Source organism: Aeromicrobium sp. SORGH_AS_0981 (assembly GCF_031453195.1).
Lineage (GTDB): Bacteria > Actinomycetota > Actinomycetes > Propionibacteriales > Nocardioidaceae > Aeromicrobium.
In genome coordinates this window covers 2663409-2689062 of sequence record NZ_JAVIZD010000001.1, presented here as the reverse complement: position 1 = coordinate 2689062, position 25654 = coordinate 2663409, and the positions used below count along the sequence as shown (strand labels likewise).

Here is a 25654-nt window from a genome sequence, read left to right as displayed (position 1 = left end):
GGGATCGCGGCCTCAGGCGAGGTCGAGGAACCGGTCGAAGACCCGTGCCCCGAACTCCAGGGCGTCGACCGGCACGCGCTCGTCGACGCCGTGGAACAGTGCCGTGAAGTCGAGGTCGCCGGGCAGGCGCAGCGGCGTGAACCCGTAGGACGTGATGCCGAGCTTGTCCCACGCCTTGGCGTCCGTCCCGCCGGACATCAGGTAGGGCGCGACGTGCGCGTCCGGGTCCTCGGCGTGCAGGGCCACCGTCATCGCGTCGACGAGGTCGCCGCGGAACGGGTACTCCAGCGCCCGGTCGACGATGTAGGGCTCCACGTCGACGCGGTCGCCGACGATCTCCTGCACGGCGGGCAGGAAGGAGTCGGTGTGTCCCGGCAGGTAGCGGCCGTCGACGTAGGCGACCGCCTCCCCCGGCACGACGTTGTGCTTGTAGCCCGCCTCGAGCATGGTCGCGTTGGTCGAGTTGCGCAGGCCGGCACCGAGCATGCGGATCGCCGGGCCGACGTGCTCGAGGAGCGCGTCGGGGTCCTGCGCGTCGTCGCCGGTGAGCTCGGCGATCTTCGCCAGCAGGAGCTGCATCGACGGTCCCGGCGTCGCCGGCCAGGTGTGCTCGCCGATGGCCGCGAGCGCCTGCGCCAGGTGCGTGATCGCGTTGTCGCTCTGTCGCATCGAGCCGTGCCCGGCCGTGCCACGTGCCCGCAGGCGCATCCAGCTGATGCCCTTCTCGCCGGACTCGATCAGGTACAGCCGCTGTCCCCCGACCTCGAGGGAGAAGCCACCGACCTCGCCGATCGCCTCGGTGCAGCCCTCGAACAGGTCGGGACGGTGCTCGACGAGCCAGTGGGCGCCCTCGCGCCCACCGGCCTCCTCGTCGGAGGTGAACACGAGCGTGACGGGACGCTCCGGCACGGCGCCGGCCCGCTGACGGGCGCGCACGACCGACAGCAGCATGGCGTCGAAGTCCTTCATGTCGACCGCGCCGCGGCCCCACAGGTACCCGTCCGCGACCTCGCCGGCGAACGGGTCGACCGTCCAGTCCGCAGCCTGCGCCGGGACGACGTCGAGGTGGCCGTGCACGAGCAGGCCGTCGCGGCTGGAGGTCTGGTCGCCCCAGCGGGCGACGACGCTCGCCCGACCCGGAGCGGCCTCGACGATCTCGGACTCGATGCCGACCTCGGCCAGCAGGGCCGCGACGTGCTCGGCCGCCTTGCGCTCGCCCGGTCCCTTGCCGTCGCCGTAGTTGGAGGTGTCGAGCCGGATCAGGTCACGGCAGATCTCCAGGGCCTCGGCCTCGGCGGTGTACGACTGCTCGCTGGTGCCCATGCGGGCAGTCTAGGTGCGCAGCAGGTGGTCGACCACGCGGCCGAACAGCCGGCGACCTGCGGCCTCCTCCAGGCGTGCCGCGAAGCGTGGGACGCCCACCGTGTGCGCGACCTCGCGCCACACCACGCGCGACCCGTGCGGCGTGGGCTCCACGTGCACCTCGGCCCAACCCTTCACGACCCGACCGCGCTTCTCGATGCGGCACGAGCGGGGCGGGTCCCAGGCGACGACGTCCATGACGTCGTCGAAGCCGAGCGGCCCCACGCCGGTGCGGGCGACGAACCCGGACTCCGTCCGACGGATCCGCGTCAGTGGCACGGCCTCCCCGTGACGCTCCCAGTCGGTGAGCCGCGCGAAGACCTCGGCGGGCTCCATCGGCACCTCGCGGACGACCTCGAAAGCTCCCACGGCACGATGGTAGGCACGATCGCCGGAAGGGGCACGATGGCCACGACCAACTTCAGCTCGGTGCAGGACGTCAAGGACCGCCTGGCGCAGCAGGGCTACCTCGCGTCCGACGCGATCGCCACGACCGTCTACCTGGCCTCGGTGCTCGGCAAGCCGCTGCTCGTCGAGGGGCCTGCGGGCACGGGCAAGACCGACCTCGCCCGTGCCGTCGCGGCCTCGCAGGACGCCGAGCTGGTCCGGCTCCAGTGCTACGAGGGTGTCGACGAGGCGCGGGCGCTGTACGAGTGGAACCACGCGAAGCAGCTGCTGCGCATCACCGCCGGCCGCGACGAGTCGTGGGACGAGGCCCGCACCGACGTGTTCAGCGAGGAGTTCCTGCTCCCTCGTCCGCTCCTGACGGCGATCCGCCGGACGGAGCCCACCGTGCTGCTCGTCGACGAGACCGACAAGGCCGACGTCGAGATCGAGGGGCTGCTGCTGGAGGTGCTCGGCGACTTCCAGGTGACGGTGCCCGAGCTCGGCACGATCCGCGCCACCCGCCGCCCGTTCGTCGTGCTCACCTCGAACGCCACGCGCGAGCTCTCTGAGGCGCTGCGCCGACGCTGCCTGTTCCTGCACGTCGACTTCCCCGACCCCGAGCTGGAGCGGCGCATCGTCGAGCTCAAGGCTCCGGGCCTCGACGACGCGGTGTCGGCGTCGCTCGTCCGGGTGGTGAACGCCCTGCGCGCGATGCCGCTGCGCAAGACGCCCTCCGTCTCGGAGACCATCGACTGGGCGCAGACGCTGCTCGCCCTCGGCGGCCGGCTCGACGACGACGCCGTGCAGCAGACGCTCGGTGTCGTGCTGAAGCACCACGAGGACATCGAGAAGGCGCGCGAGACGCTCGACGTCGGCGCCGCGCTCGAGGTCTGAGCGGCCGCGTGGACGACGTCAGCGGGACGGCTGCGGTCGGCGAGGACCTCGCCGGCCGGCTCGTCGCGTTCGCGACCGCCCTGCGGTCGAAGGGCATGCGGGTGGGCACCAGCGAGGTCGTCGACGCCGGACAGGTGGCGACCGTGCTCGGTCTCGAGGACCGGGCGCTCCTGCGCGAGGGCCTGGCGGCCGCGCTGGTGCGGCGCGGTGGTCAGCGAGAGGTCTTCGACATGACCTTCGACCTGTTCTTCCCGTCGGGCGTGGGCGCGTCGGCGAGCGTCGCCGAGCACGACGGGCCGCTCGACACCGAGGACCTGCGGGACCTGCTGGTCATGGCCCTCGCAGAGGGTGACCTGCGCACGCTCGAGCAGCTCGCCGAGCTGGCCGTCGACGCGCTGGGCACGGTGGGGACGCCCGGGACCGGCAGCACGGGCTGGTCGGCGTTCCAGACCCTCGACAGGCTGGCTCCGCAGACGGCGATCGCCCGGGCCCTCGCCATGCGCGGCGCCGGTGGCGAGGGTGCGTCGGGCCAGGGGGGCTCAGGGGCGGGGTCGGGTCGAGGACCCGGCGGGCCGCAGGGTCCTGCCGCGCAGTCCGGCGGCGGGGACGCCGCCGACGCGCCGTTCACGGACCGTCTGGAGCGTGACGAGGTCCGGCGGCTGGTGGAGGCGTTCCGCCAGATGGTGGCCTCCGAGGCTCGGCGTCGGACGGCGGAGTCGCGCGGGCGCGACACGATCCTGCGGCACGCGGTGCGGAGCACGAGCGAGCACGTCGACTTCCTGAGCGCGAACCGTCAGCAGCTCGAGGAGCTGCGGGTGGCGGTCGGGCCCCTGTCACGTCGGCTCGCGACGCGGTTGTCCGCCCGGCGACGCGCGTCGCAGCGTGGACGCATCGACGTCCGCCGGACGATGCGCAAGGCGTTGTCGACCGGTGGCGTCCCGATCGTGCCCGTCCACGCCCGGCCGCACCCGGGGCGTCCGGAGCTCGTGCTCCTGTGCGACGTGTCGGGCTCGGTGGCAGGGTTCTCGGCGTTCACGATGCTGCTCGTCCGTGCGCTGAGCGACCAGTTCAGCAAGGTGCGCGTGTTCGCCTTCGTGAACGCCACCGCGGAGGTGACCGACATCGTCAAGGACGGGGGCGACCTGGCGGAGCGCATCGCGGCGGAGGCGCGCGTGACCTCCTGGCACGGCTCGAGCGACTACGGCGAGGCGTTCGCGGACTTCGCCGAGCACCACCTCGACGCCGTCGGGCCGCGCACGAGCGTGCTGGTCCTGGGCGACGCCCGCAACAACAACCAGCCCCTCGGGCTGCCCGCCCTCGCCGCGGTGGCGGACCGGGCCCGTCGCACGTTCTGGCTGAACCCCGAGCACCCGACCCGGTGGGGCCTCGGTGACTCCGTGGCACCCGAGTACGCCCAGGTGGTCCCCATGCACGCCTGCAGCACCATCGCCCAGCTCGAGGCGTTCGTGGGCCGTCTGCTGCCGACCTGAGCGGGTGTCCCGAAGGCCGTCGAGCACGGGTCCCGGCCCGCCTCGGGACGTTGTCCCAAAGATTCTCAATTTAAATCAGGACCAAAGTCCCGACCTGTGGTTGAGTTCGTCCCACGAGCAGCGTCGCGGACGGGAGACCGCGTGCTGCGCCAGGGAGAAGAACACCAAGGTGGCACGTCATGGGAGAACGCACCATCGCCCCCGGGAGGTGGGTGCCGCGTATCGGCATCCACCTCCTGTCGGGGGTGCTCGTGGTCGGCGCGATGGCCGCTCCGGCCTCGGCCGCCCTCGGCGGCGGAGCCGCACGCTCCCTCGACCCGGGGCCGGCCACGACGACGTCCGCCTCGGCCACGACCTCCCCCACGACGGCGCAGGTCCTGCGCAACCACGACTTCTCCGCGGGCCGCGCGTCCTGGCACCCCGGCGACCGTGCCCGTCTCGCGGTCCAGCAGCGCTCGTCGCGCCGTGCGCTCGTCGTCAAGAACCACTCACGCCGCACCCGTGACGTCGCGGCGCAGAGCAGCTCCAGCCTGCTGGCCTTCCCCGCGGGCACCCGGGTCACGGTCACGGCACCGATGGCGTCGGGACTGCGGGGAGGCCGGCTGGCCCTGCGGGTCACCGAACGACGCACGTCGGGCGCGACCCGCATCGTCACGGGGCACGCCGTGCCCGGCAGCTGGAGGTACCGCACCGTCTCCACCACCCTGACCATCGCGCACGAGGGCAGCCGGATCGCCGTCCGTCCGGTGCACACCCGCACGCGCGGGCACGCACGCTTCTTCGTGCGGCCGGTGCGTGTGAGCGCCGTGCTGCCGCCGGGCCGCGCCGGCGAGTGGGTGCCGAACAGCAGCTGCCGCTCCGGCGGACTGGGCTGGACGACGTCGTCGAACGCCCAGGTCTCCGGGGTCGACGCGCCCGACCGGGTCTGCCAGGTGCGCGCCAGCAGGAGCGGGACGGTCACGGCCACCTCCCGACGCTCGGGCGACCGCCTGGAGGCCGGGTCGCTCGTGCACGTCGCGAGCCAGGTGTCGACGGTGGGCGGCGCGCGCCCCGTGCGCCTGACCCTGCAGGAGGTGGGGCGCGACGGCGACGTCGTGCAGTCGTTCAGCGGCTCCCGCGACGCCGTCACCGACTGGGCCTGGCTGGGGGCGCAGCTGCGCACCGAGCGGTCGGGCAGCCGTGTCCGGGTCGTCTATCGCGGCGAGGACCTCCCGCGGGGCGCCGCCCTGCGGTTCCGCGGTGCGGACGTGACGGTGACCTCGCCGTCGACGCCGACCCCCGAGCCGACGCCGTCCGAGCCGACGCCCACGCCACCGACCCCGACCGACCCCGGCCCGACACCCGAGCCCACGACACCCACGCCGACGGCGAGCCCGACCCCCACGCCGGAGCCGACGCCACCGGGCAGCACCACCCGGACCTGCGACGACCTGAACTCGCCGCAGCGCCGCACCCTGAGCTTCGCCGACGAGTTCGACGGGACGAGCCTCGACACCACCAAGTGGCGGGTGCGTGACCGGACGCACCTCTCCTTCGACGCGGCGTACGTGACGAAGGACGCCGTCGACGTGTCCGACGGGACCCTGACGATCGAGGGACGGCGCCGCTCGACCCCGGCGTCCGTCTCCAGCGGCGTCAGGGAGCGGTGGTACGACACGGGCTACCTCGACACCGTCGGGACGTTCTCCCAGAAGTACGGACGCTGGGAGATGCGGGCCAAGCTACCGACCTCGCGCGCCATGACCCGCGGCGTCTGGCCGGCCTTCTGGCTGCGCGGTGACCGCACCAACGGCGAGATCGACGTCATGGAGGCGTACGGCGGCGAGTCGACGCAGCGCTGGAACCCCGCCGGCTCCTACACGACGACGCTGTGGGAGGACACGAACCTGGGCAAGCAGCGCGGCGAGTGGTACTCGTGGGCGCACCAGAACTGGGCGACGCGGACGCCCGGCGTGTACGAGGGCTTCCACACCTACGGCTTCAACTGGACGCCGGACTGCATGCAGTTCACCTACGACGACCAGGTGCTGTCGACGATCCCGGTCGACGACGTGCCGTGGGCGCGCACCGCGTTCGACAGCCCGTTCAACATCCGACTCAACATGCAGGTGGGCTCGTCCTACTGGGGCATGCCCGACCAGCAGCACACCAAGGACGCCTTCGACTACGTCGTCGACAGCGTCAAGGTCTACCGCGTGAACCCGTGAGGACGCCCGACGGACGATCGGGGACAGCACGAGGACCGGCGGAGCGACCGCCGTGGCGGCGCCCGGGCGCCTGGGATCTGCGGGTCTGGCACGTCTGCGGCGCGGTCGCGGTGTTCGTCGAGTCGGTCGTGCTGGCCGTGACGACGGCGACCAGCACACCGTCCGGCAGCCCGACACCGGTGGCCCTGCTCGTCGCTCCCCTGCTCGCCGCGCTGGTGCTGATGGTCTGCCTCCGGTCGGGCTGCTGGCGGCGTCGTTCGACGCTCCTGCTGTGGCCTGCGGCCGTGTGCGTCGTGTACGGCCTCGTCGGGGTCGACGCGCCGGCCGCGGCGCGCCTCGTGCCGGGGCTGATCAGCATGGCGTTCGTGTTCGCAGGGCTCACGCAGCCGCCCTGGCGCTCGTTGTGGCTCATGGTCCCTGCCGTGCCGGCCTTCGTCGTCGCGTGGGGCGGGCTGGAGGGGTCGGTGCTGCAGCGGACGGCGGCGACCGCCGTCATGTGGGTGATCGTGTCCGAGCTGCCCGCCCGGCTGATCACGCACCTCCACGAGCAACGGGCCGAGCTGGAACGCCTCGCGCGCACCGACCCGCTCACCGGCGTGCTCAACCGACGCGACCTCGTCTGTCGCCTGGACACGTCCTCCGGTCGCTCGACGGTGTCCGTGATCGACGTCGACGGGTTCAAGCGGTTCAACGACACCCACGGCCACCTGGCCGGCGACGACCTGCTGCGCAGGCTCGGCGGACTGCTGTCGACGAGCCTGGCCGGCGTGGGCGACGTGTTCCGCACGGGCGGTGACGAGTTCGTCGTGGTGCTCGACGAGGAGGAGTCGAGCGCGCGGCAGCGGCTCGAGGAGGTACGCCGGCGCTGGGCGGCCGGCGAGCAGGTGACGTTGAGCATCGGGATCGCGCCGGGCGGGCCGGAGGCCCTGCGGCACGCCGACCTCGACATGTACGGCGACAAGCGTCTGCGTCGGGCGGCCGAGCAGGTCACGGAGACGCCGCCGGGGAGCCCGCACGGCCGGTCGACGGTCGACCCGTCCGAGGCCGAGGGCGCACCCGGCTGACAGTGCGGTCGCAGGCTCGACGGCGCGGGCCCGATGATGGGGGCCATGACTCGAGTCGAGCGCTGGGAACGTCGTGCCGAGGTCCCGCTCCTGCTGCTGTCGGTGGCCTTCCTGGTCGCCTACGCGTGGCCGGTCCTGGACCCACGCCTGGACCGGGGGTGGCGGGAGTTCTTCGAGACCGTGTCCTGGACCGTCTGGGCCGCCTTCGCCCTGGACTTCGTCGTGCGGCTGGGACTCGCCGACGACCGGCGGGACTACGCGGTGCGCCACTGGTACGACGTCGCGCTCATCGCGGTGCCGATGCTCCGCCCGCTGCGGCTGCTGCGCCTCGTCGCGCTGCTGCGCATCCTCGACCGGTCCGCCGCGGGCAGCCTCGCCGGGCGCACGCTGGTGTACGTGTCGGGGACCGCCGTCGCGTCGGTCGGCCTCGCCTCCCTCGCCGTCCTCCAGGCCGAGCGCGACGCGCCCGGCGCGACCATCACGTCGTTCGGCGACGCGCTCTGGTGGGCGTGCGTGACCGTCACGACCGTCGGCTACGGCGACTACTCCCCCGTCACGACGCAGGGCCGCGTCATCGCCGTCGTGCTCATGGTCGTCGGCATCGGCGTGGTCGGCTCGGTCACGGCGTCCGTCGCCACGGCGATGCTCGCCCGGGCGGAGCGGGAGCGGCGTACTGCGGGGTGACCCCCGAGCCGCTCCGCTGATCGGCCAGGATCGACCCCACCCACGAAAACGAGGAGACCGGCCTCTCGACCGGTCTCCTCAGCGTGTCCGAGGGGGGACTTGAACCCCCATGCCCGTAACCGGGCACTAGCACCTCAAGCTAGCGCGTCTACCTATTCCGCCACCCGGACGTGGACCTCGTGGAGGTCCGTGGTGCAGTCAGGAACTGTACCAGGGGTGCTGCGCGACCCACGCACCCCACCCCCTGCTCAGACGAGGTGGCTGAGCGTGTGGATCACCAGCCCGGCGAGCCCGCCGACGACGGTGCCGTTGATCCGGATGAACTGCAGGTCGCGCCCGACGTGCAGCTCGACCTTGCGCGCGGTCTCCACGCCGTCCCAGCGGTCGACGGTCGCCGAGATGATCGTGGCGACCTCCGAGCCGTAGTGCTCGACGAGGTAGGCGCCGGCGTCGGCGACCACCCGGTCGCCACGCGCCTGCAGGTCCGTGTCGCGCTGGAGCCGGTCGGCCAACGCGTGCAGCTCCTGGAGCGCGCGGCGGCGCAGCATGCCGTCCTCGTCCTGGAGGGTCTCGACCAGCGCGTGGCGCAGGGCGTCCCAGATCGCCACGCCCGTCGTGGTGACCTGCGGCTGGTTCAGCATCCGGCTCTTGAGCCGCTCGAAACGCTCCTGCGTGGCCTCGTCGGACTGCAGGTCGTCGACGAGACGACCGAGCCAGCCGTCGAGCGCCCGCCGGGCGCGGTGCTCGGGCTGGTCGCGGATCTCCTGCACCCAGGTGACCGCCTCGAGGTGCAGCCGGGAGCCGACCCGCTCGTCGACCCACTGCGGCGTCCACCAGGGGGCACGCTCCCCCACCAGCGCCATCACCTCGTCCTCGTTCTCGAGCAGCCACGCGTGCAGCTCGTCGAGCACCAGGTCGACCATGCCGACGTGCGCCCGCTCGGCGAGCACGTCGCCGAGCAGCTTGCCGGCCACCGGCGCGAGCGGCTCCTCCACGAGCCGCGGCACGATCGCGTCGCGCACGAGGGCGGCGACGTCGTCGCGCTTCACGCGGGTGAGGGCGTGCGCGGTGATCTTCGAGCCCTCGCGCACGAGCCGCTCGGCGTGGTCCCCCTCGGCGAGCCAGACGCCCGCGCGCCGCGTGAGCTCGGCGGAGTCCAGGCGCTCCTTCACGACCTCCGGGCGCAGGAAGTTCTCGGTCACGAACTCCTGCAGGCTGGCGCCGAGCGAGGCCTTGCGGCGCGGGATGATCGCGGTGTGCGGGATCGGCAGCCCCAGCGGGTGGCGGAACAGCGCCGTCACGGCGAACCAGTCGGCGATCGCGCCGACCATCGCGGCCTCGGCCGCAGCGTTGACGTAGCCCCACGCGCCACCGTGCTCGCGGGTCAGGAGGAAGACGATCGCCGCGACGACGAGCAGCGACGTGGCCACGACGCGCATGCGGCGCAGCCCACGGCGACGGGCCTCGTCGGCGGCCGGGTCGGACGACAGGGCGGGCCCGGCAGCGGCGCTGCGCTCGGTCACGGAGGTGCTCACGGCCCGAGCGTAGGTGAGTCCGGGCGGCTCGGCTGCGCAGCGCCGACGTGACGTCCGCTGCGTAGACTCCGCGCATGAGCTTCAACGAGGACGCCCGCCTCGACACGAGCCAGGTCACCGGCGGTCGCGTGCGCGGCGGTGCCGTGGTCGGCGGCGGCATCGGCGCACTCATCGTCACGCTCGTCGCCCTCTTTCTCGACATCGACCCGGGCGAGCTCACCGGGGGCAAGAACCCGTTCGACACCAGCCAGGTCCAGACCGCGGGCGAGGACTCCACCGTCGACCTCAGCCAGTGCCGCACCGGCGCCGACGCCAACCGCGACGACGTCTGCCGGGTGGTCGGCACCGTCAACAGCGTCCAGGACTACTGGACCGACGCGCTGCCCGCCGACGTCGGCCGCCAGTACCGGCAGGCCCGCACGGTCGTCTTCTCCGGAGCGACGCAGTCGGCCTGCGGCACCGCCTCCAGCAGCACCGGCCCGTTCTACTGCCCGTCGGACGAGCGGATCTACATCGACACCGGTTTCTTCGACCTGCTCTCGAGCCGCTACGGGGCCGACGGCGGCGCGCTCGCGCAGGAGTACGTCGTCGCGCACGAGTACGGCCACCACGTCCAGCAGATCCTCGGGATCCTCGACCGTGCGCAGTCCGGCAGCGGCGCGACCGGCGGTGGCGTGCGCGTGGAGCTGATGGCTGACTGCCTCGCCGGCGTCTGGGCGCACCACGCCGCCACGACCGAGGACGCCGAGGGGACCACGTTGCTCGAGCCCCTGACCCCGTCCGACGTCCGCTCGGCCCTCTCGGCCGCGGCCGCGGTCGGCGACGACCACATCCAGGCCTCGGCCGGGGCCACGGTCGACCCCGACACCTGGACGCACGGCTCGAGCGAGCAGCGCCAGCGCTGGTTCCTCGCCGGCTACGACGGCGGCAGCGCCGACCAGTGCGACACGTTCGCCACGAACGACCTGTGAGCACCCCCGCCACGGGCGCGGCGGCCCCGGACGGCCGACGCCTGCGCCTCGAGGTCTGGCTCGTCCTCGGCCTGTCCCTCGGCCAGTCGGCGGTCTACGCCGCGCTCAGCCTGCTCGCCGCGCTCACCCGCGGACCGCTGCGCGACGCGACCGCGACCCTCAACGCCTCGCGGAGCGATCGCGAGTGGCTCGACGTCACCTACCAGCTGCTGGGCATCGGCTTCGCGCTCGTCCCCGTCGGCCTGGCCCTGTTCCTGCTGGCCGGCGACGGTCCCGGCGTCCTCCGCCGGCTGGGCCTCACCGGCGCGGGACGGCTGCGCACCGTCCTCGAGGGCGTGGGCCTGACCGCCCTCATCGGGCTCCCTGGCATCGGCGTCTACCTCGCCGGGCGCGCGCTCGGCGTCACCGCCGACGTCGTCACCGTGCCCCAGCAGGTCTACTGGTGGACTGCGATCGTCCTCGTCCTCGCCGCCTTCCAGAACGGCGTGCTCGAGGAGGTCGTGATGATCGGCTACCTCTTCACCCGGCTGCGTCAGATCGGGTGGAGCACCCCGACGATCATCGTCTCCAGCGCCCTGCTGCGGGGCAGCTACCACCTGTACCAGGGCTTCGGCCAGGCGCTCGGCAACGTGCTCATGGGGCTGGTGTTCGGCTACTGGTACCACCGCACCCGGCGGCTCGCGCCCCTCGTGGTGGCCCATACCCTGCTCGACGTGTTCGCGTTCGTCGGTGTCCTCCTCCTCGGCGACCGGCTGGGGCTGCGATGACGACGTCGACGATGAAGGTGGAGGTCGCGCCGGGCCTGCCCATCGCCGACCGCGCCGACGACATCGCCGCGGCGCTGCGCGACCACCAGGTCGTGGTGGTCGCCGGCGAGACCGGGTCGGGCAAGACCACCCAGCTCCCGAAGATCGCACGCCTGCTCGGCCGCGAGCGCATCGTGCACACCCAGCCTCGACGCATCGCCGCCCGGTCGGTCGCGGCCCGCATCGCCGAGGAGTGCGAGGTCGAGCTCGGGCGGGAGGTCGGCTACGCCGTCCGCTTCGACGACCGCACGAGCGACAGCACCCAGATCCGGCTGGTCACCGACGGACTGCTGCTCAGCGAGATCCACCACGACCGCGACCTGTCGCGCTACGACACCGTGATCGTCGACGAGGCCCACGAGCGCAGCCTCGCCATCGACTTCCTGCTGGGGTACCTCAAGCAGCTCCTCCCCCGCCGTCCCGACCTCAAGGTCGTGGTCACGTCGGCCACCATCGACGTCGAGCGCTTCTCGGAGATGTTCGACGGCGCCCCCGTCATCGAGGTGAGCGGACGCACCTACCCGGTCGAGGTGCGCTACCGGCCGCTGACCGACCCGGACGACGGGATGCTCGACGGCATCGAGTCCGCGATCCGCGAGCTGCCGCGCGAGGGCGACGTGCTCGTCTTCCTGTCCGGCGAGCGGGAGATCCGCGACGCCGCCGCCCACCTCGAGGGCCTGCGCTGGCGCCAGACGGAGGTGCTGCCGCTCTACGGGCGGCTCGCCGCGCAGGACCAGGCCAAGATTTTCGCGTCGCACCCGGGTCGGCGCATCGTGCTCGCCACGAACGTCGCCGAGACGTCGCTGACCGTGCCCGGCATCCGGTACGTCGTCGACACGGGCTACGCCCGCATCTCGCGCTACAGCCAGCGGCTCAAGGTCCAGCGGCTGCCGATCGAGCCCGTCTCGCGGGCGAGCGCAGCCCAGCGCGCGGGCCGGTGCGGTCGCGTGGCCGACGGCATCTGCATCCGGCTCTACGCCGAGGAGGACCACGACGGTCGCCCCGAGTTCACCGACCCGGAGATCCTGCGCACGAACCTCGCGTCGGTGCTGCTGCAGATGGCCTCGCTCGACCTCGGCGACGTCGAGGACTTCCCGTTCCTCGACGCACCGGACCGCCGTGCCGTGGGCGACGGGCGGGCGCTGCTGACCGAGCTCGGGGCGCTGCAGGAGGGCCGCGACCGCCGACCTCGGCTCACGCGGCTGGGTCGCACGATGTCGCGCCTGCCGGTCGACCCGCGCATGGCCCGCATGCTCCTCGCGGCGGACCGTCAGGGGTGCCTGGCCGACGTGCTCGTCATCGTCGCGGGCCTGTCGATCCAGGACCCGCGCGAGCGTCCGGCCGAGCAGCAGGCCCGCGCCGACCAGCTGCACGCGCGGTTCCGCAGTCCCGACTCGGACTTCCTGTCCTGGCTCGTGCTCTGGCAGTACGTGCAGGAGAAGCGCGACGAGCTGAGCAGCAGCGCCTTCCGCCGGCTCTGCCGCGACGAGATGCTGCACTGGCTGCGCATCCGCGAGTGGCAGGACGTGCACGCCCAGCTGCGCCGCACCGTGCGCGACCTCGGCATGAAGCCGGGGAAGGTGGGCGCCGACCCGGCCGACGTGCACCGGGCGCTGCTCAGCGGGCTGCTGTCGCACGTGGGCGTCCGGCAGGCCGACTCCAAGGAGTTCCTCGGCGCGCGTGGCGCACGGTTCATGGTGTTCCCGGGGTCCGCGCTCGCACGCAAGCCGCCGCTGTGGGTCGTGGCCGGCGAGCTCGTCGAGACGGGCCGGCTGTGGGGACGCACCGTCGCGAAGGTCGAGCCCGAGTGGGTCGAGCAGGCCGCCGCGCACCTGGTGAAGCGCCAGTACGCGGAGCCGCACTGGTCGGCGCGGCGCGGAGCGGCCATGGCGAAGGAGCGGGTGACGCTGTACGGCGTGCCGCTGGTGGTCGACCGGCTCGTGCCGCTCGGCCGCCACGACCCCGCCCTGGCCCGCGAGCTGTTCGTCCGGCACGCCCTCGTGCAGGGCGAGTGGCGCACACGCCACGCGTTCGTGCAGCGCAACGCCCAGCGGATCCGCGAGGCGGAGGCCGTCGAGGACCGGGTCCGACGCCGGGGCCTGCGAGTCGACGACGAGACGCTGTTCGCGTTCTACGACGCACGGGTGCCCGCCGACGTCGTCTCCGTGCGCCACTTCGACAGCTGGTGGAAGAAGGCCTCGCGCGAGACACCGGACCTGCTCGACCTCGACCCGGCGATGCTGCTGGCCGACGTCGGCGACCTCGAGCGTGACTACCCGACGACCTGGACGTCGGAGTCGGCCGAGTACCGCGTGACGTACACGTTCGAGCCCGGTACCGAGAGCGACGGCGTCGTCGTCGACGTGCCGGTCGACGACCTCCTCTCCCTCGACCCGGCCGAGTTCCTGTGGAACGTGCCCGGTCACCGCGACGAGCTCGTGGTGGCGCTGGTCCGCTCGCTGCCCAAGCGGCTGCGTCGCGAGCTGGTGCCGGTGCCCGACCACGCGGCGGCGCTCGTCGAGCAGCTCGACCCCGCGGCCGGTCCGCTGCTCGACCAGCTGGTACGCGGCATCCGGCAGCGCACCGGCACCCTGGTCTCGCCCGACGACTTCGACCTGTCGGCCGTCCCCGACCACCTGAAGGTGACGTTCCGGGTGGTCGACGACGGCACCGAGCTGGCACGGGGTCGCGACCTCGACGCGCTGCGTGCGGAGCTGCAGGACGTCGTGCGCCGCGACCTCGAGGTGGTCGCCGCGGAGGCCGCGCGGACCGGGATCACGACGTGGGACGTCGGCACGCTCGAGCGGACCGTGCCGGCCGGGCAGGTCGTCGGGTACCCGGCGCTCGTCGACGAGGGGACGTCGGTGGCGCTGCGCGTGCTCGACACCCCCGAGGAGCAGCAGGTCGCGATGGTGCGCGGCCAAGGTCGGCTGCTCGCCCTGTCGACCCCGACCACCACGCCCTCCCTCGGCCGCACGCTCGACCTGCGCCAGAAGCTCCTGCTGGCCTCCTCGCCCTACGGCGACGCGGCAGCCGTGCTCGACGACGCGCGGCTCGCTGCCCTCGACCACCTGGTGGTCCGTCACGGCGGTCCGGTGTGGGACGAGGCTGCCTTCCAGACGCTGCGCGAGAGGGCGCGGGCCGACGTGCACGACGTCACGGCGGGCGTGCTGCGCGACGTGCTGCGGTCGCTGGAGAAGCTCGGCCAGGCCCAGCCGCAGGGCACGGGCGAGCCGGCCGAGGACGTCCGCGTCCAGCTGAGCTGGCTGGTGGCGCCGGGCTTCGTCCGCGACCTGGGCGTGGAGCAGCTGCGCCGCCTGCCCGTCTACCTCGAGACCGCGCGGCGGCGGCTCACGACACCGCTCACCGAGCAGCTGGTGCGCGTGCACGAGCTCGAGGCGGAGTTCCACGAGCGCACCGGGGGCCTGAGCCCGCTGCGTCGCGCCGCGGCCGACGTGCAGGAGGTGCGCTGGGCCCTGGAGGAGCTCCGGGTGAGCGTGGTGGCCCAGAACCTCGGCACGGCGCGGCCGGTCTCGGTCAAGCGGCTGCGCCGTCTGCTGGACGACCTGCGCGTGTGAACCAGGGGCACGACGACGCCCCCGGACTCAAGGTCCGGGGGCGTCGTGGCTCGGGGCGCTCGGGTCAGCCGACGCCCAGCAGGTCGATGATGAAGACGAGGGTCTTGCCCGACAGACGGTGTCCGCCGCCGGCGGGCCCGTAGGCCAGCTCGGGCGGGCACACCAGCTGACGACGTCCGCCGACCTTCATGCCGGGGATGCCCTGCTGCCAGGCGCCGATCAGCTGCGGGAGCGGGAAGCGCGCGGACTGGCCGCGGTCCCAGGAGGCGTCGAACTGCTCGCCGGTGTCGAACTCGACGCCCACGTAGTGCACGTCGACGACGCCACCGGGCACCGCCTCGGGGCCGTCGCCGACGATGATGTCCTTGATCTGCAGCTCGGTGGGCGCGGGGCCCTCGATGAAGTCCACTTCAGGCTTGGAGGTCATGTCCCGATCCTTCCACACCTGGGTCGTCGGGGCTTCGGCCCGCGTCCGACGCAGGCACCTGCGCCCGCGCGGGACGGGCGGTGGATCTGCCACGTTCTGAGCGCTCTCCAGGTGGAAGATCCACCGCCGAGCGGGCCAGACGTGGCAACGATGCTCCCTTCTCGTGGACCGTGCCACGAGAAGGGAGAAGCGCTGCCCACCCCACCCCCAAGGGCGCCCACGATTCTTCCTTCGCGCGCTGGAGCACGAACGCTTCTGCGTCGATGACGGGATCCCGTGGCAAACGCAGCATCCTCGGCCCTACGACGCACGAACGCAGAGTCTTGCGTCCCCCTTCAGCACCAACCCACAGCCCGAGACCCCAGACGGGCGCCGATGCCAGCCGCCCGGTCGAGGCCTTTCAAAGACCGGACACAGCGAAGGCCGAGGCAACGCACCAGCAAGGTCACGACCCCTACGGCAGCGCACCAGCAAGGTCACGACCCCTACGGCAGCGCACCAGCAGGGCAAGCCCCCTACGGCAGCGCACCAGCAAGGTCACGACCGCCCAAACCGACGCACCCGCAGGACGCACGACGCACGACGGCCAGCAGCGCGCCCACCCCCGCACTGGTAGGAAGGAGGTATGCGTGCGACCGTCCTCCACAGCCCCGGCGACATCCGTCTCGACACCGTGCCCGACGCGGTCCTGCAGGACGACACCGACGCGGTCGTGCGCGTCGTGGCCGCCTGCGTGTGCGGCAGCGACCTCTGGCCCTACCGCGGCGCCAACGGCGACCAGGCGGAGCCGCGGCGCATCGGCCACGAGTTCGTCGGCGTGGTCGAGCAGGTGGGCTCGGCGGTGGCCGACGTGGCCGTGGGCGAGTTCGTCATCGCCCCGTTCCTGTACAGCGACAACACGTGCGCGGTCTGCCGCAAGGGTGTGCAGACGTCGTGCGTCAACGGTGGCGGCTACGACGGCGCCCAGGCTGAGCTCGTCCGCGTGCCGTTCGCCGACGGCACCCTGGTGCGCGTGCCCCAGCCGGTCGACGACGCGCTCGTCCCCCACCTCCTGACGCTCAGCGACGTGTTCCCCACCGGCCACCACGCCGCCGTCTCCGCCCGCGTGGGCCCGGGCTCGACCGTGGCGGTCGTGGGCGACGGCGCCGTCGGCCTGAGCGCGGTGCTCGCCGCCAAGCGTCTCGGAGCGGAGACCGTCGTGGCGATGTCGCGCCACGAGCCCCGCCAGGAGCTGGCGCGGCGCTTCGGCGCCGACCACGTCGTCGCGACCCGCGGCAAGGAGGGAGCCGCGGAGGTCAAGGAGATCCTCGGCGGGATCGGCGCCGACAGCGTCCTGGAGTGCGTGGGCACGAAGGAGTCGATGAAGCAGGCGTTCCAGAGCCTGCGTCCCGGGGGCACCGTCGGCTACGTCGGCGTCCCCCACGGCGTGGAGCTCAACGTGCCGGTCATGTTCGGCACGAACTCCGGCCTCGCCGGCGGTGTCGCGCCGGTGCGTCACTACCTCGACGAGCTGCTGCCCGACGTCGTCTCGGGGGCGATCACCCCGGGCGACGTGTTCGACCTGCAGCTCGGCCTCGACGACGTCGCCGAGGCCTACCGCGCGATGGACGAGCGGCGCGCGGTCAAGGTGCTCCTGCGGCCCTGACGTACGCGGCTCGTCCCGGGCTCACACAGTGCCGAAGGCGTCGTTGAGTCGCGCCAGCAGCTGCGCGAACGTGCGCAGCTCGGTGGGCTCCCAGTCCTCGATCACGCGGGCGAGGGCGGCGTGGGAGTCCTCGCGGTAGGCGTCGACGCGACGCACGGCCTCGGCGCTGGCCCGCAGCACGTGCGCGCGACCGTCCTCCGGGTGCGGGGTCCGGTCGACGAGCCCGGCGTCCTCCAGCATGCGGACCGCGCGGCTCACGGTCGACTTGTGGACGTGCAGGGAGTCGGCGAGGTCCGACGCGCGCACGCCACCGCTCGACGTCGTCGCGTCGACGATCGCGAGGAGCAGCACGAACGTGCTGTAGTCGAGCTCGTCGTGGATGGTCGCGAGGTTGCGCAACGACCGAGCCCTGACCTGGCGGACGAGCCGCGTCAGCTGGTAGTCGACGTCGAAGTCCGGCGGCAGCTGCCCAGTCATGTCGACATCCTAGGGGTACGCCCCACACCGCACCGACGACGCGCGCAGGCCCCGCCACCCTGGGGGTGACGGGGCCTGCACGGTGCCGCGGCCGGATGCTCTCCGGTCCTCAGCGCAGCTGCGCCGACGACAGGTTCAGCAGGCGACGCGCGACGATCAGCTGCTGGATCTGCTGGGTGCCCTCGAAGATGTCGAGGATCTTGGAGTCGCGCGACCACTTCTCGAGCAGCTCGCCCTCGCTGTAGCCGAGGCTGCCGGCCAGCTCGACGCACCGCAGGGTGATGTCGTTGCCGGCCCGGCCCGCCTTCGCCTTCGACATCGACGCCTCCATGGAGTTCGGCTTGCGGTTGTCCGCCAGCCACGCCGCCTCGAGGGTCAGCAGCAGCGCCGCCTCGTAGTCGGCCTCCATCTGCAGGTAGGTCGCCGCCGCGTACGACTGCGACGTCGCGGGACGGTCGTAGTCGATGACGACGCCGGCGTCCTCGAGCAGCTCGCGCGTGAGCTCGAGCGCCGCGCGGGCGCAGCCCACCGCCATGCCGGCGACGAGCGGACGGGTGTTGTCGAACGTCGCCATGGCGCCGGCGAAGCCCTGCTTGGTGTCGATCTCCTCGTTGCCGAGGATGTTCTCCGCCGGCACGCGGCAGTTGTCGAGCACGATGACGGCCGTGTCGGACGCGCGGATGCCGAGCTTGTGCTCGAGCCGCTCGACCCGGATGCCGGGCAGCGACTTCGGGACCACGAAGCTCTTGATGGCCGCACGGCCGAGCTTCGGGTCGAGCGTCGCCCAGACCACGACGGAGTCGGCGCGCTCGCCGGACGTCACGTAGATCTTCTCGCCGTTGAGCACGTACTCGTCGCCGTCCTTGATGGCGGTCGTGCGGATCGCGGCGGAGTCGGAGCCGCAGCCGGGCTCGGTGATCGCCATGGCCGCCCACGTGCCCTTGAACTTCTCCAGCTGCTCGTCGGTGGCCACCGACGCGATCGCGGAGTTGCCCAGGCCCTGGCGCGGCATCGAGAGCAGCAGGCCGACGTCGCCCCAGCACATCTCGATGATCGAGAGCACGGAGGACAGGTTGGTGCCGTTCTTGACCTTGCCCTTGTCCTTCTCCGAGGCGTCCTCGCTGCGGCGGACGCCGGCAGCACCGGCACCCTGTCCGGCGCCCGAGTCGCCCATGCCGTCGATCAGCGAGGCGAGGAGGTCGAGCTCCTTGGGGTAGGCGTGCTCCGCGAGGTCGTACTTGCGGGAGTTCGCGCGCAGGAAGTTGTCAGCGACCTCGTGGGCCTGCTGGATGAACCCGCGGAACTTCTTGGGGGTGTCGAGGTTGATCGTCATGTTCGTGTCCGTCCTCAGACGAGGACTGCTCCTTCCAGGACGCCGACGGCCCGCAGGTCGCGGTACCACCGTTCCACCGGGTGCTCCTTGACGAAGCCGTGACCACCGAGCAGCTGGACGCCGTCGGTGCCGATCTTCATGCCGTACTCGGCCGCGAGCTTGCGGGCGAGGGCGACCTCACGGGACGCGTCGCGACCCTGCTCGTGCCGCGACGCGGCCTTGAGGGTGACCAGGCGCATGCCCTCGAGCTCGATCGCGATGTTGGCGACCATGAACGCGACCGCCTGGCGGTGCGCGATCGGCTCGCCGAACGCCTCGCGGGTCTTGACGTACTCCTTGGTGTAGTCGAGCACGGCGCGACCGGTGCCGACCGCGAGCGCCGACCACGCCAGGCGCGACAGCCGCACGCACTCGCGGTAGTCGTCGGCGGTGCCCAGCAGGGCGGTCTCCGGGACCACGGCGCCGTCGAGGCTCAGCTTGGTGAGGCCCGCCGCGCGCAGACCCATGGACGGGTCGGCGGCGAGGGTCAGGCCGGGCGTGCTCGACTCGACGACGAAGAGGCGCGGGGTGCCGTCGAGCGCCGCGGCGACGACGAACAGCTCGGCCTCCGTGCCGCGCACGACGGCGGACTTGACGCCGGTGAGGCGGTAGCCGCCCTCGGTCGCGGTGGCGGTGGTCTGCAGCTCGAACGGGTCGAACAGCGGACGCGACTCGGCCACGGCGAGCGCGGCGGCGGGCACGTCGTCACCGGTGAACGCCGGCAGGTAGGTCTGCTGCTGCTCGTCGGTGCCCCACAGCGAGATGGCGGTGGCGACGGACGCCGGGGCGAGGCAGGCGACGGCCTGGCCCATGTCGCCGTAGGCGAGCGCCTCGTTGACCAGGACGCCGGTGACCACGGAGCGCTCCTCCGAGAGGCCACCGAGCGACTCGGGGACGTTCAGGAGCGTGAGCCCGAACTCGCTGGTCTGGTCGAGCACCTCCTTGGGGGTGTCGTCGGCCTTCTCGGCCGCCTCCGCGCCGGGGCGCAGCACCTCGTCGGCGAACTCGCCGATGACGTCGACCATCATCTGCTGGTCCTCGGTCGGGGTGAGGTCGAACAGGCCGCTGTCCTGCGTCGCGCCGAGGCGCTGCGGCGTGCCGGAGCCCTTGACGCGCTTGAAGGTGCGGTTAGCGTTGGCCGCGAGCTGGAAGCCGGACTTGGCTCCCTGGTAGACGGCGCGCTCGGTGGCCTTGCGCAGGCCGAGCTTGTCGATGGCCTGCGAGCTCGCGATGCGGTTCAGCACCGCGAGCCCGATGCCCATGGGGTCTGGTCGGTTCGCCACGGTGTCTCCTTGGCAGGGACGTTGGTGTGATGGGGGTCGGGACGGGTTCCCGCCGGCACCGCTGGGGTGCACGACTCCACTGTAACTGTGAGTTGCAGTGCCGCGTACCGATGGTATCCGACGTCACAGGGCGGAGTCCACGACTCGGGGCGATTCGCCCCGCGATACGTTGGGCCGGTGGCGTCACACCCCAGCTCTCGTCCCCTGCCCGACGGCGGATCGGTCCGTCCCATCACCCGGTGGGGCACCCCCGTCATGCACCACGAGCTCACCGAGGTGACCTCGTTCGACGAGGAGCTCGAGACGCTCGTCCGCGACATGGTCGCGACGATGTACGCCGCGAACGGCGTGGGGCTGGCGGCCAACCAGGTGGGCGTGGACCTCAAGGTGTTCGTCTTCGACTGCCCGGACGACGACGACGTCCGCGTGACCGGCGTGGTCGTGAACCCGCGGCTCACGCTGCCCGAGGCGGCAGAGCGCAACCTCGACACCGCCGACGAGGGCTGCCTCTCGCTGCCCGGCGCCTTCACCGAGTGCTCGCGCCCCGACGTCGCCAGCGTGACCGGCGTCGACGAGAAGGGCCAGCCGGTCGAGTTCCACGGCACCGGCCTGCTCGCGCGCTGCCTGCAGCACGAGACCGACCACCTGCACGGCACCGTCTTCGGCGACCGCGTGCCGGCGAAGGCCCGCAAGAAGCTCTACAAGAAGCACGAGGAGCTGGCCGACGCCTACCCCGGCGACTGGCCGGTCACCCCGGCCGCGATCGAGGACTGAGCCCGCCTGGCCAGGGATTGACGACCCTGGGGCGTCAGCGCAGGTGCCAGCAGGCGACGGCGACCGAGGTGGCGACGTTGAGGCTGTCGATGCCCGCCGCCATCGGGATCGTCACGCGCACGTCGCTGCTGCGCTGCCAGTGCTCGGTGAGCCCGGGCCCCTCGGAGCCGACGACGAGCGCGAGCCGCTCCGGCACGTCGCGCACGTCCTCGAGCGACACCGCGTCGTCGGCCAGCGTCATCGCGTAGGTGGTGAACCCGTGGCGGGACAGCAGGGCGGGCGTCCCGTACCAGTCGTCGACGCGGGCGTGCGGGACCGAGAACACCGCGCCCATGGCGACCTTGACCGCGCGCCGGTAGAACGGGTCGGCGCAGCGCGGCGACAGCAGGACGGCGTCGAAGCCCAGGGCCGCCGCCACCCGGAAGATCGCGCCGACGTTCGTGTGGTCCACCAGGTCCTCCAGCACGACCACGCGTCGCGCGGCGGCCAGGACGTCGTCGACGTCGGCCGGCGCGGGCCGGCGGACGGCCGAGAGCGCCCCGCGGTGCACGTGGAACCCGGTGACGCGCTCGACGTCCTTCTCCGACATGACGAAGCAGGGCGCGTCGCTCGCGTCGAGGACGTCGCGCAGGCCGTCGAGCCAGCGCGGTGCCATGAGGAACGAGGCGGCCTGGTGCCCGGCCTCGTGGGCCCGCCGCACGACCTTCTCCCCCTCGGCCAGGTAGATCCCGTGCTCGCTCTCGTGCGCCAGCCGCATCTGCACGTCGCGCAGGTGCAGGTAGTCGGCGAGACGGGGGTCGTCGAGGTCGTCGACGTGCACGATGCGGGCCACCGGCCCACCCTACGGGCGCCTCGGTGCCCTCCCCCACCCCGTCCGCACCGACCCGCCCGTGGCCGCTGCTTCCCATCAGGTGAGGGGAGTCCCTCGCTCACCGGCGGATGCTTCCGCAGGTGAGCGAGGGAGCACCAGGGTCAGTGCCGTCGACGACCACGCGGCTCAGCCGTCTCGAGGCGCGAACGTGACGGGCCCGCTGGACATGGTCTTCCCCTGCTCACCCGAGGATGCTTTCCATGGTGAGCAGGGAGAGACCACGGTGAGTTGCTGATTCCCCTCACCTGAGGGGAATCAGCCGCCCGAGCGCGCGGCGTAGGCGTCGGCGGCGGCGAGGACGCTGCGCACGTAGACGTCGGAGTGGTTGTAGGAGTGCACGGCGGACGTCCACCCGGCCGGGGTGGTGAGGTCGGCGCCCGAGGCGCAGAGGTAGCGCGCGGCGGTCCAGGCGGCGTCGTCGACGTCGTCGACGTCCGCGACACCGTCGCCGTCGCCGTCGGAGCCCCACTGCCGCCACGTCGAGGCGATGAACTGCAGGGGGCCGCGCGCCCGGTCCCAGGTGCCGCCCTCGCTGATGGCCGCGTAGCCGGAGGTGCCGTCGAGCGCGGGACCCTCGACGCTCGTGCGACCGTCCGGCGCGAGCGTGCTCCCGCCGTGGCTCGACTCGACGTGCCCGATGCCGGCGAGCGTCGTCCACCCGAGCCGGCAGCCGGGCAGCTCGACCCCGGCCCGCAGGGTGGCCGACGCGTACGCCTGCAGCGCCCGTGCCGGGACGCCGGTGGCCGTCGCGGTGCTCGTCACCCATGCCGGGTCGGGCTCGCGCGACGTCGCGCTCGCCGCGGCGGACGACGGCGCGGCGGGATCGGTCGCGGCACCGACGTCGGGCAGCTGCACCGCCGCGGCGGCCGGGAGCAGGTCCTGCACGTCGCGCGGGGTCGAGGGCGCGGCACTCGCCAGGACGGCGGTCACGACGAGCGCGCCCGCCGCCGCCACGACGCCGAGCACCGAGAGCAGACGGGTCACCTCAGCCGAACCGGCCGTTCACGTAGTCCGACGTGCGCTGGTCCTGCGGCGACTCGAACATGGTCGCGGTGTCGCCGTGCTCGATGATCACGCCCGGGGTGCCGTACGCGGCGAGGAAGAACGCGCACTGGTCGGACACCCGAGCGGCCTGCTGCATGTTGTGCGTGACGATGACGATCGTCACCTCCTGCGCGAGCTCGAGCATCGTCTCCTCGATCACCCGCGTCGAGGTGGGGTCCAGCGCGGAGCAGGGCTCGTCCATGAGCAGCACGCGCGGCTTCACGGCGAGCGACCGGGCGATGCAGAGGCGCTGCTGCTGGCCGCCGGAGAGTCCACCACCGGGTGCGTCGAGACGGTCCTTGACCTCCTTCCAGAGCCCACCCTTGGTCAGGCACTCCTCGACGAGGCCGTCACGGTCGCGCGACGCGACCTTGGTCCCGGTCAGCTTGAGGCCCGCGAGCACGTTCTCCTCGATCGACATCGCCGGGAACGGGTTCGGCTTCTGGAAGACCATGCCGATCGCGCGGCGCGCGTCGGTGAGCTTGCGGTCGGGGTCGTACACGTCGGCACCGTCGATCTCCACGCGGCCGGCGAGCGAGGCGCCCGGCACGAGCTCGTGCATCCGGTTGAGGATGCGCAGGAAGGTCGACTTGCCGCAGCCGGACGGTCCGATGAGCGCGGTGATCCGGCCGGCGGGCATGGTGAGGGAGACCCGGTCGAGCACCTTGTGGGTGCCGAACCACGCCGAGACGTCGGTCGCCTCCAGCGTGGCCAGCGACGCCCGGTCCGGCAGCACCGCGGGGATGCTCTGCGTGGCGTCGTCGAGCACCGGGATCGTGGTGGTCTCGTCGGTCAGGGACATGGTCTCTCCTCGGGGGCGGGTGGAACGCGCCGTGGCCGGCTCCCGCAGGAGCCGGCCACGGCGGTCGATCACTTGACGACGGTGTAGGTCGCCGCGGCGGACGTGGATCCGCCGTAGTTGCTGCTCGACGGCGCGAAGGTCGCGACGACGCGCTTGGCACCCCTGGTGCTCTGCGCCTTGAGCGTGACGACGGCCTGGCCGTTGACGACCTTGCCGGTGCCGACGACGCTCGAGCCGATCTTCAGGGTGACCGTGCCCGACGCCTTCAGCGTCGAGCCCGTGATGCCGACCGTGACGGTCGCCTTCGTGGCCTTGCGGACCTTGACCTTCGCCGCGGCCAGCTTGACCGAGGTGCGGGTCGTCGCCTTGGTGACGACGAACTTCACGAGCTTGTAGCCCTCGGCGAAGTCGCTGTCACCGGAGTAGGAGACGGCGCCCCAGTAGGTGCCGGCGTCGAGCGAGGCCGGGACGGTGAAGGTCGCGGCGCCGTCCTGCAGGTCGGCCGTCTGCTCGGCGGCGTCGCCGTAGACGAAGGTGACGCTGCCGGTGGCCTTCAGGTCGCTGGTGCCGACGTTCACCGTGACGGTGCGCGCCGCGCCGTAGGCCGACGTGGGGGCGGTGACCTCGATGGCCTTGGAGTACTTCGCGTCCGGGACCGTGACGGTGACCGCGCCGGCGGCCTTGGAGTAGGCCTGCGGGTCGTCGGGCGCGAAGGTCGCCGTGTAGCTGTGCGCGCCCTTGGCGACGCCCTGCAGCGCGAGGGTCGCGTTGCCCAGCGTGTCGACCGTGGCGGTGCCGACGGTGGCGTCGCCCTCGGTGAACGTGACGGTGCCGGTGGCGGTCGACGGGCCGACCGCGGCCTTCAGCGTGACCTTGCCGCTCGGCGTCGCCTTGCCCGTGAGGGCCACGGTGCTCTGCTGGCCACCGGCCGTGAGGAAGTTGGTCGTCGCCGACGTGGTGGTCTGGCCGCAGACGCCGCCCTGCGCCGTGCGCGCCAGCTGGTCGAAGCCGGCGGCCTCGATGAGCGGGCGGGCGGCGTCGGAGCAGACGAACCCGCTCTCGCCGAAGGCGGCGTTGAGGTCGGCGGCCTTCGAGCCGGTGAGGTCGTTGCCGCGGACGACGTTGTAGAGCGCGCGGCGGACGCTGAAGCCGTTCAGCAGGCCGATGCTGGTCGTCGACTTGGCGCGACCGGTCGAGAAGGGCACGACCGCGTCCGGGTCGTCCTTGATCTTCTCGTCGGAGTGCTCCTGCGTCTCCTTGACGTTCGAACCGAGGGAGACGGGCTTGCCGTCGTTGATGCGGACGAGCTGGGCCTCGAAGAACGAGCGCGTGCCCGAGCCCGACTGCGGGACGTAGGGGTGGATCGTGGCGTCCTTGCCGCCGACCTGCGACCAGTTGGTGACGTCGCCCTTGTAGATGGCGAGCACCTGCGCCTCGGTCAGCGACGCGGGGGCGTCGGTGCCGGCCTTGCGCGTGCCGAGCTTGAGGCCGTCGACGGCGAACGGGAAGGCCTTCAGGCCGGCGTCGCGCTCGGTCGTGGAGATCGCCGAGGACGAACGCGCGAAGTCGACGTTGGCGTCGTTGCTGGAGCCGTACAGCAGCTTCTTGCCGGCGCCCGAGCCGTTCGGGCGGGTGATCGCCGAGGCGCCGCTGCGCAGGGAGATCGTGGAGGGCGAGCCGTCGGCCGCCCACGAGGCGATCTTGACCGTGCGGGAGGCGTTGTAGCCGGCGGCGACGCCGTCCTTGCCCTCCGCGAGGTAGTGCAGCGCGAGCTGGGAGGTGTCGGACCCGACGCCCACCAGGTCGGTGCTGCTCGGCGTGAAGGTGGGGTCGGCGGGGTTGGTGTCGGCCGCCTGGGCCGGTGCGACGGCGCCGAGGGTCGCCATCGAGGTCGCAGCGACGGCGAGGGCCGCGGCGAACCGGGTACGCGTGGAGATCATGCGCGTGGAGTTCCTTGTCGTGAAGGGGGGGTGGGCCGTCG

The 25654-nt window shown here is 72.6% G+C and carries 21 protein-coding genes and 1 tRNA gene; 10 read left to right on the top strand and 12 right to left on the bottom strand.

Annotated elements, in window-relative coordinates:
• Positions 1-12: 12 nt before the first annotated feature.
• Together QE370_RS13480 and QE370_RS13475 are read right to left on the bottom strand one after the other, a co-directional pair.
• Positions 13-1323, bottom strand: a complete 1311-nt coding sequence (locus QE370_RS13480) for a M20/M25/M40 family metallo-hydrolase (RefSeq protein WP_253024709.1) — start codon at positions 1321-1323, stop codon at positions 13-15.
• A 9-nt stretch (positions 1324-1332) separates the two neighbouring features.
• Complete coding sequence (locus QE370_RS13475; RefSeq protein ID WP_144433738.1) at positions 1333-1731, bottom strand: SRPBCC family protein; 399 nt, start codon at positions 1729-1731, stop codon at positions 1333-1335.
• Positions 1732-1767: 36 nt separating this feature from the next.
• Between QE370_RS13475 and QE370_RS13470 the strand changes: the two genes are divergently transcribed.
• From QE370_RS13470 to QE370_RS13450, 5 genes are all read left to right on the top strand, one after another.
• Entirely contained in the window at positions 1768-2643 is an 876-nt protein-coding gene (locus tag QE370_RS13470; protein WP_067857533.1) for a MoxR family ATPase, read from the top strand.
• Between the two features lie 8 nt (positions 2644-2651).
• Positions 2652-4133, top strand: a complete 1482-nt coding sequence (locus QE370_RS13465) for a VWA domain-containing protein (protein WP_253024711.1) — start codon at positions 2652-2654, stop codon at positions 4131-4133.
• Positions 4134-4312: 179 nt separating this feature from the next.
• The gene (locus tag QE370_RS13460; RefSeq protein WP_253024713.1) at positions 4313-6340 is read left to right on the top strand and encodes a family 16 glycosylhydrolase; all 2028 of its coding nucleotides are present in this window, start codon (positions 4313-4315) and stop codon (positions 6338-6340) included.
• Between the two features lie 110 nt (positions 6341-6450).
• A complete protein-coding gene (locus tag QE370_RS13455) occupies positions 6451-7404 on the top strand; it encodes a GGDEF domain-containing protein (RefSeq protein ID WP_309634650.1) in 954 nt (317 codons plus the stop codon).
• A 45-nt stretch (positions 7405-7449) separates the two neighbouring features.
• The gene (locus tag QE370_RS13450) at positions 7450-8088 is read left to right on the top strand and encodes a potassium channel family protein (protein ID WP_253024717.1); all 639 of its coding nucleotides are present in this window, start codon (positions 7450-7452) and stop codon (positions 8086-8088) included.
• Between the two features lie 84 nt (positions 8089-8172).
• Here QE370_RS13450 and QE370_RS13445 read toward each other — a convergent pair.
• Positions 8173-8258, bottom strand: a tRNA-Leu gene (locus QE370_RS13445).
• Between the two features lie 78 nt (positions 8259-8336).
• Positions 8337-9623, bottom strand: a complete 1287-nt coding sequence (locus QE370_RS13440; protein WP_309634649.1) for a DUF445 domain-containing protein — start codon at positions 9621-9623, stop codon at positions 8337-8339.
• Positions 9624-9697: 74 nt separating this feature from the next.
• Here QE370_RS13440 and QE370_RS13435 point away from each other — a divergent pair, with 74 nt between their 5' ends.
• The 3 genes from QE370_RS13435 to hrpA are packed head-to-tail and all read left to right on the top strand — an operon-like array spanning position 9698 to position 14978.
• Positions 9698-10594 (top strand): neutral zinc metallopeptidase, encoded by an 897-nt coding sequence (locus QE370_RS13435; RefSeq protein WP_309634648.1) that lies wholly within the window; start codon positions 9698-9700, stop codon positions 10592-10594.
• Positions 10591-11361, top strand: coding sequence for a CPBP family intramembrane glutamic endopeptidase (locus QE370_RS13430; RefSeq protein WP_309634647.1), 771 nt, complete (start codon positions 10591-10593; stop codon positions 11359-11361). The genes QE370_RS13435 and QE370_RS13430 overlap by 4 nt, the downstream gene beginning before the upstream one ends.
• Positions 11358-14978, top strand: a complete 3621-nt coding sequence (hrpA, locus tag QE370_RS13425; protein ID WP_309634646.1) for an ATP-dependent RNA helicase HrpA — start codon at positions 11358-11360, stop codon at positions 14976-14978. Before QE370_RS13430 ends, hrpA begins: the two co-directional genes overlap by 4 nt.
• Before the next feature lie 64 nt (positions 14979-15042).
• On the opposite strand, the gene QE370_RS13420 is transcribed toward hrpA, so the two are convergent.
• Entirely contained in the window at positions 15043-15405 is a 363-nt protein-coding gene (locus QE370_RS13420; protein ID WP_067857553.1) for an FKBP-type peptidyl-prolyl cis-trans isomerase, read from the bottom strand.
• A 625-nt stretch (positions 15406-16030) separates the two neighbouring features.
• On the opposite strand from QE370_RS13420, the gene QE370_RS13415 reads away from it, so the two are divergent.
• On the top strand, positions 16031-17050 hold the full coding sequence (locus QE370_RS13415) for a zinc-dependent alcohol dehydrogenase family protein (RefSeq protein ID WP_253024725.1): 1020 nt from the start codon (positions 16031-16033) through the stop codon (positions 17048-17050).
• 21 nt (positions 17051-17071) lie between these two features.
• Here the strand turns inward: QE370_RS13415 and QE370_RS13410 are convergent, their stop codons facing one another.
• The 3 genes from QE370_RS13410 to QE370_RS13400 form a co-directional block, all read right to left on the bottom strand.
• Positions 17072-17527 (bottom strand): MarR family winged helix-turn-helix transcriptional regulator, encoded by a 456-nt coding sequence (locus QE370_RS13410; RefSeq protein WP_253024727.1) that lies wholly within the window; start codon positions 17525-17527, stop codon positions 17072-17074.
• 109 nt (positions 17528-17636) lie between these two features.
• Positions 17637-18860 (bottom strand): acyl-CoA dehydrogenase family protein, encoded by a 1224-nt coding sequence (locus QE370_RS13405; protein WP_067857562.1) that lies wholly within the window; start codon positions 18858-18860, stop codon positions 17637-17639.
• Positions 18861-18874: 14 nt separating this feature from the next.
• Positions 18875-20182: an acyl-CoA dehydrogenase family protein gene (locus tag QE370_RS13400; RefSeq protein WP_309634645.1), complete on the bottom strand. Its 1308-nt coding sequence runs from the start codon at positions 20180-20182 to the stop codon at positions 18875-18877.
• 177 nt (positions 20183-20359) lie between these two features.
• On the opposite strand from QE370_RS13400, the gene def reads away from it, so the two are divergent.
• Positions 20360-20956 (top strand): peptide deformylase, encoded by a 597-nt coding sequence (def, locus tag QE370_RS13395; RefSeq protein WP_309634644.1) that lies wholly within the window; start codon positions 20360-20362, stop codon positions 20954-20956.
• Between the two features lie 34 nt (positions 20957-20990).
• Here def and QE370_RS13390 read toward each other — a convergent pair whose 3' ends face one another.
• From QE370_RS13390 to QE370_RS13375, 4 genes are all read right to left on the bottom strand, one after another.
• Positions 20991-21788: an RNA methyltransferase gene (locus QE370_RS13390; RefSeq protein ID WP_309634643.1), complete on the bottom strand. Its 798-nt coding sequence runs from the start codon at positions 21786-21788 to the stop codon at positions 20991-20993.
• Positions 21789-22082: 294 nt separating this feature from the next.
• Positions 22083-22811: a lytic murein transglycosylase gene (locus tag QE370_RS13385; RefSeq protein WP_309634642.1), complete on the bottom strand. Its 729-nt coding sequence runs from the start codon at positions 22809-22811 to the stop codon at positions 22083-22085.
• Position 22812: 1 nt separating this feature from the next.
• Positions 22813-23673, bottom strand: coding sequence for a phosphate ABC transporter ATP-binding protein (locus QE370_RS13380; protein ID WP_309634641.1), 861 nt, complete (start codon positions 23671-23673; stop codon positions 22813-22815).
• Positions 23674-23741: 68 nt separating this feature from the next.
• Complete coding sequence (locus QE370_RS13375; RefSeq protein ID WP_309634640.1) at positions 23742-25613, bottom strand: Ig-like domain repeat protein; 1872 nt, start codon at positions 25611-25613, stop codon at positions 23742-23744.
• Between the last annotated feature and the right edge of the window lie 41 nt (positions 25614-25654).

What these genes read in the sequence shown, in the direction of transcription:
- QE370_RS13480 (WP_253024709.1), bottom strand. Translation starts at nt 1,323, where the DNA reads ATGGGCACCAGCGAGCAGTCGTACACCGCCGAGGCCGAGGCCCTGGAG.
- QE370_RS13380 (WP_309634641.1), bottom strand. Translation starts at nt 23,673, where the DNA reads ATGTCCCTGACCGACGAGACCACCACGATCCCGGTGCTCGACGACGCC.
- QE370_RS13420 (WP_067857553.1), bottom strand. Translation starts at nt 15,405, where the DNA reads ATGACCTCCAAGCCTGAAGTGGACTTCATCGAGGGCCCCGCGCCCACC.
- QE370_RS13450 (WP_253024717.1), top strand. Translation starts at nt 7,450, where the DNA reads ATGACTCGAGTCGAGCGCTGGGAACGTCGTGCCGAGGTCCCGCTCCTG.
- QE370_RS13460 (WP_253024713.1), top strand. Translation starts at nt 4,313, where the DNA reads ATGGGAGAACGCACCATCGCCCCCGGGAGGTGGGTGCCGCGTATCGGC.
- QE370_RS13410 (WP_253024727.1), bottom strand. Translation starts at nt 17,527, where the DNA reads ATGACTGGGCAGCTGCCGCCGGACTTCGACGTCGACTACCAGCTGACG.
- hrpA (WP_309634646.1), top strand. Translation starts at nt 11,358, where the DNA reads ATGACGACGTCGACGATGAAGGTGGAGGTCGCGCCGGGCCTGCCCATC.
- QE370_RS13405 (WP_067857562.1), bottom strand. Translation starts at nt 18,860, where the DNA reads ATGACGATCAACCTCGACACCCCCAAGAAGTTCCGCGGGTTCATCCAG.
- QE370_RS13470 (WP_067857533.1), top strand. Translation starts at nt 1,768, where the DNA reads ATGGCCACGACCAACTTCAGCTCGGTGCAGGACGTCAAGGACCGCCTG.
- QE370_RS13435 (WP_309634648.1), top strand. Translation starts at nt 9,698, where the DNA reads ATGAGCTTCAACGAGGACGCCCGCCTCGACACGAGCCAGGTCACCGGC.
- QE370_RS13375 (WP_309634640.1), bottom strand. Translation starts at nt 25,613, where the DNA reads ATGATCTCCACGCGTACCCGGTTCGCCGCGGCCCTCGCCGTCGCTGCG.
- QE370_RS13415 (WP_253024725.1), top strand. Translation starts at nt 16,031, where the DNA reads ATGCGTGCGACCGTCCTCCACAGCCCCGGCGACATCCGTCTCGACACC.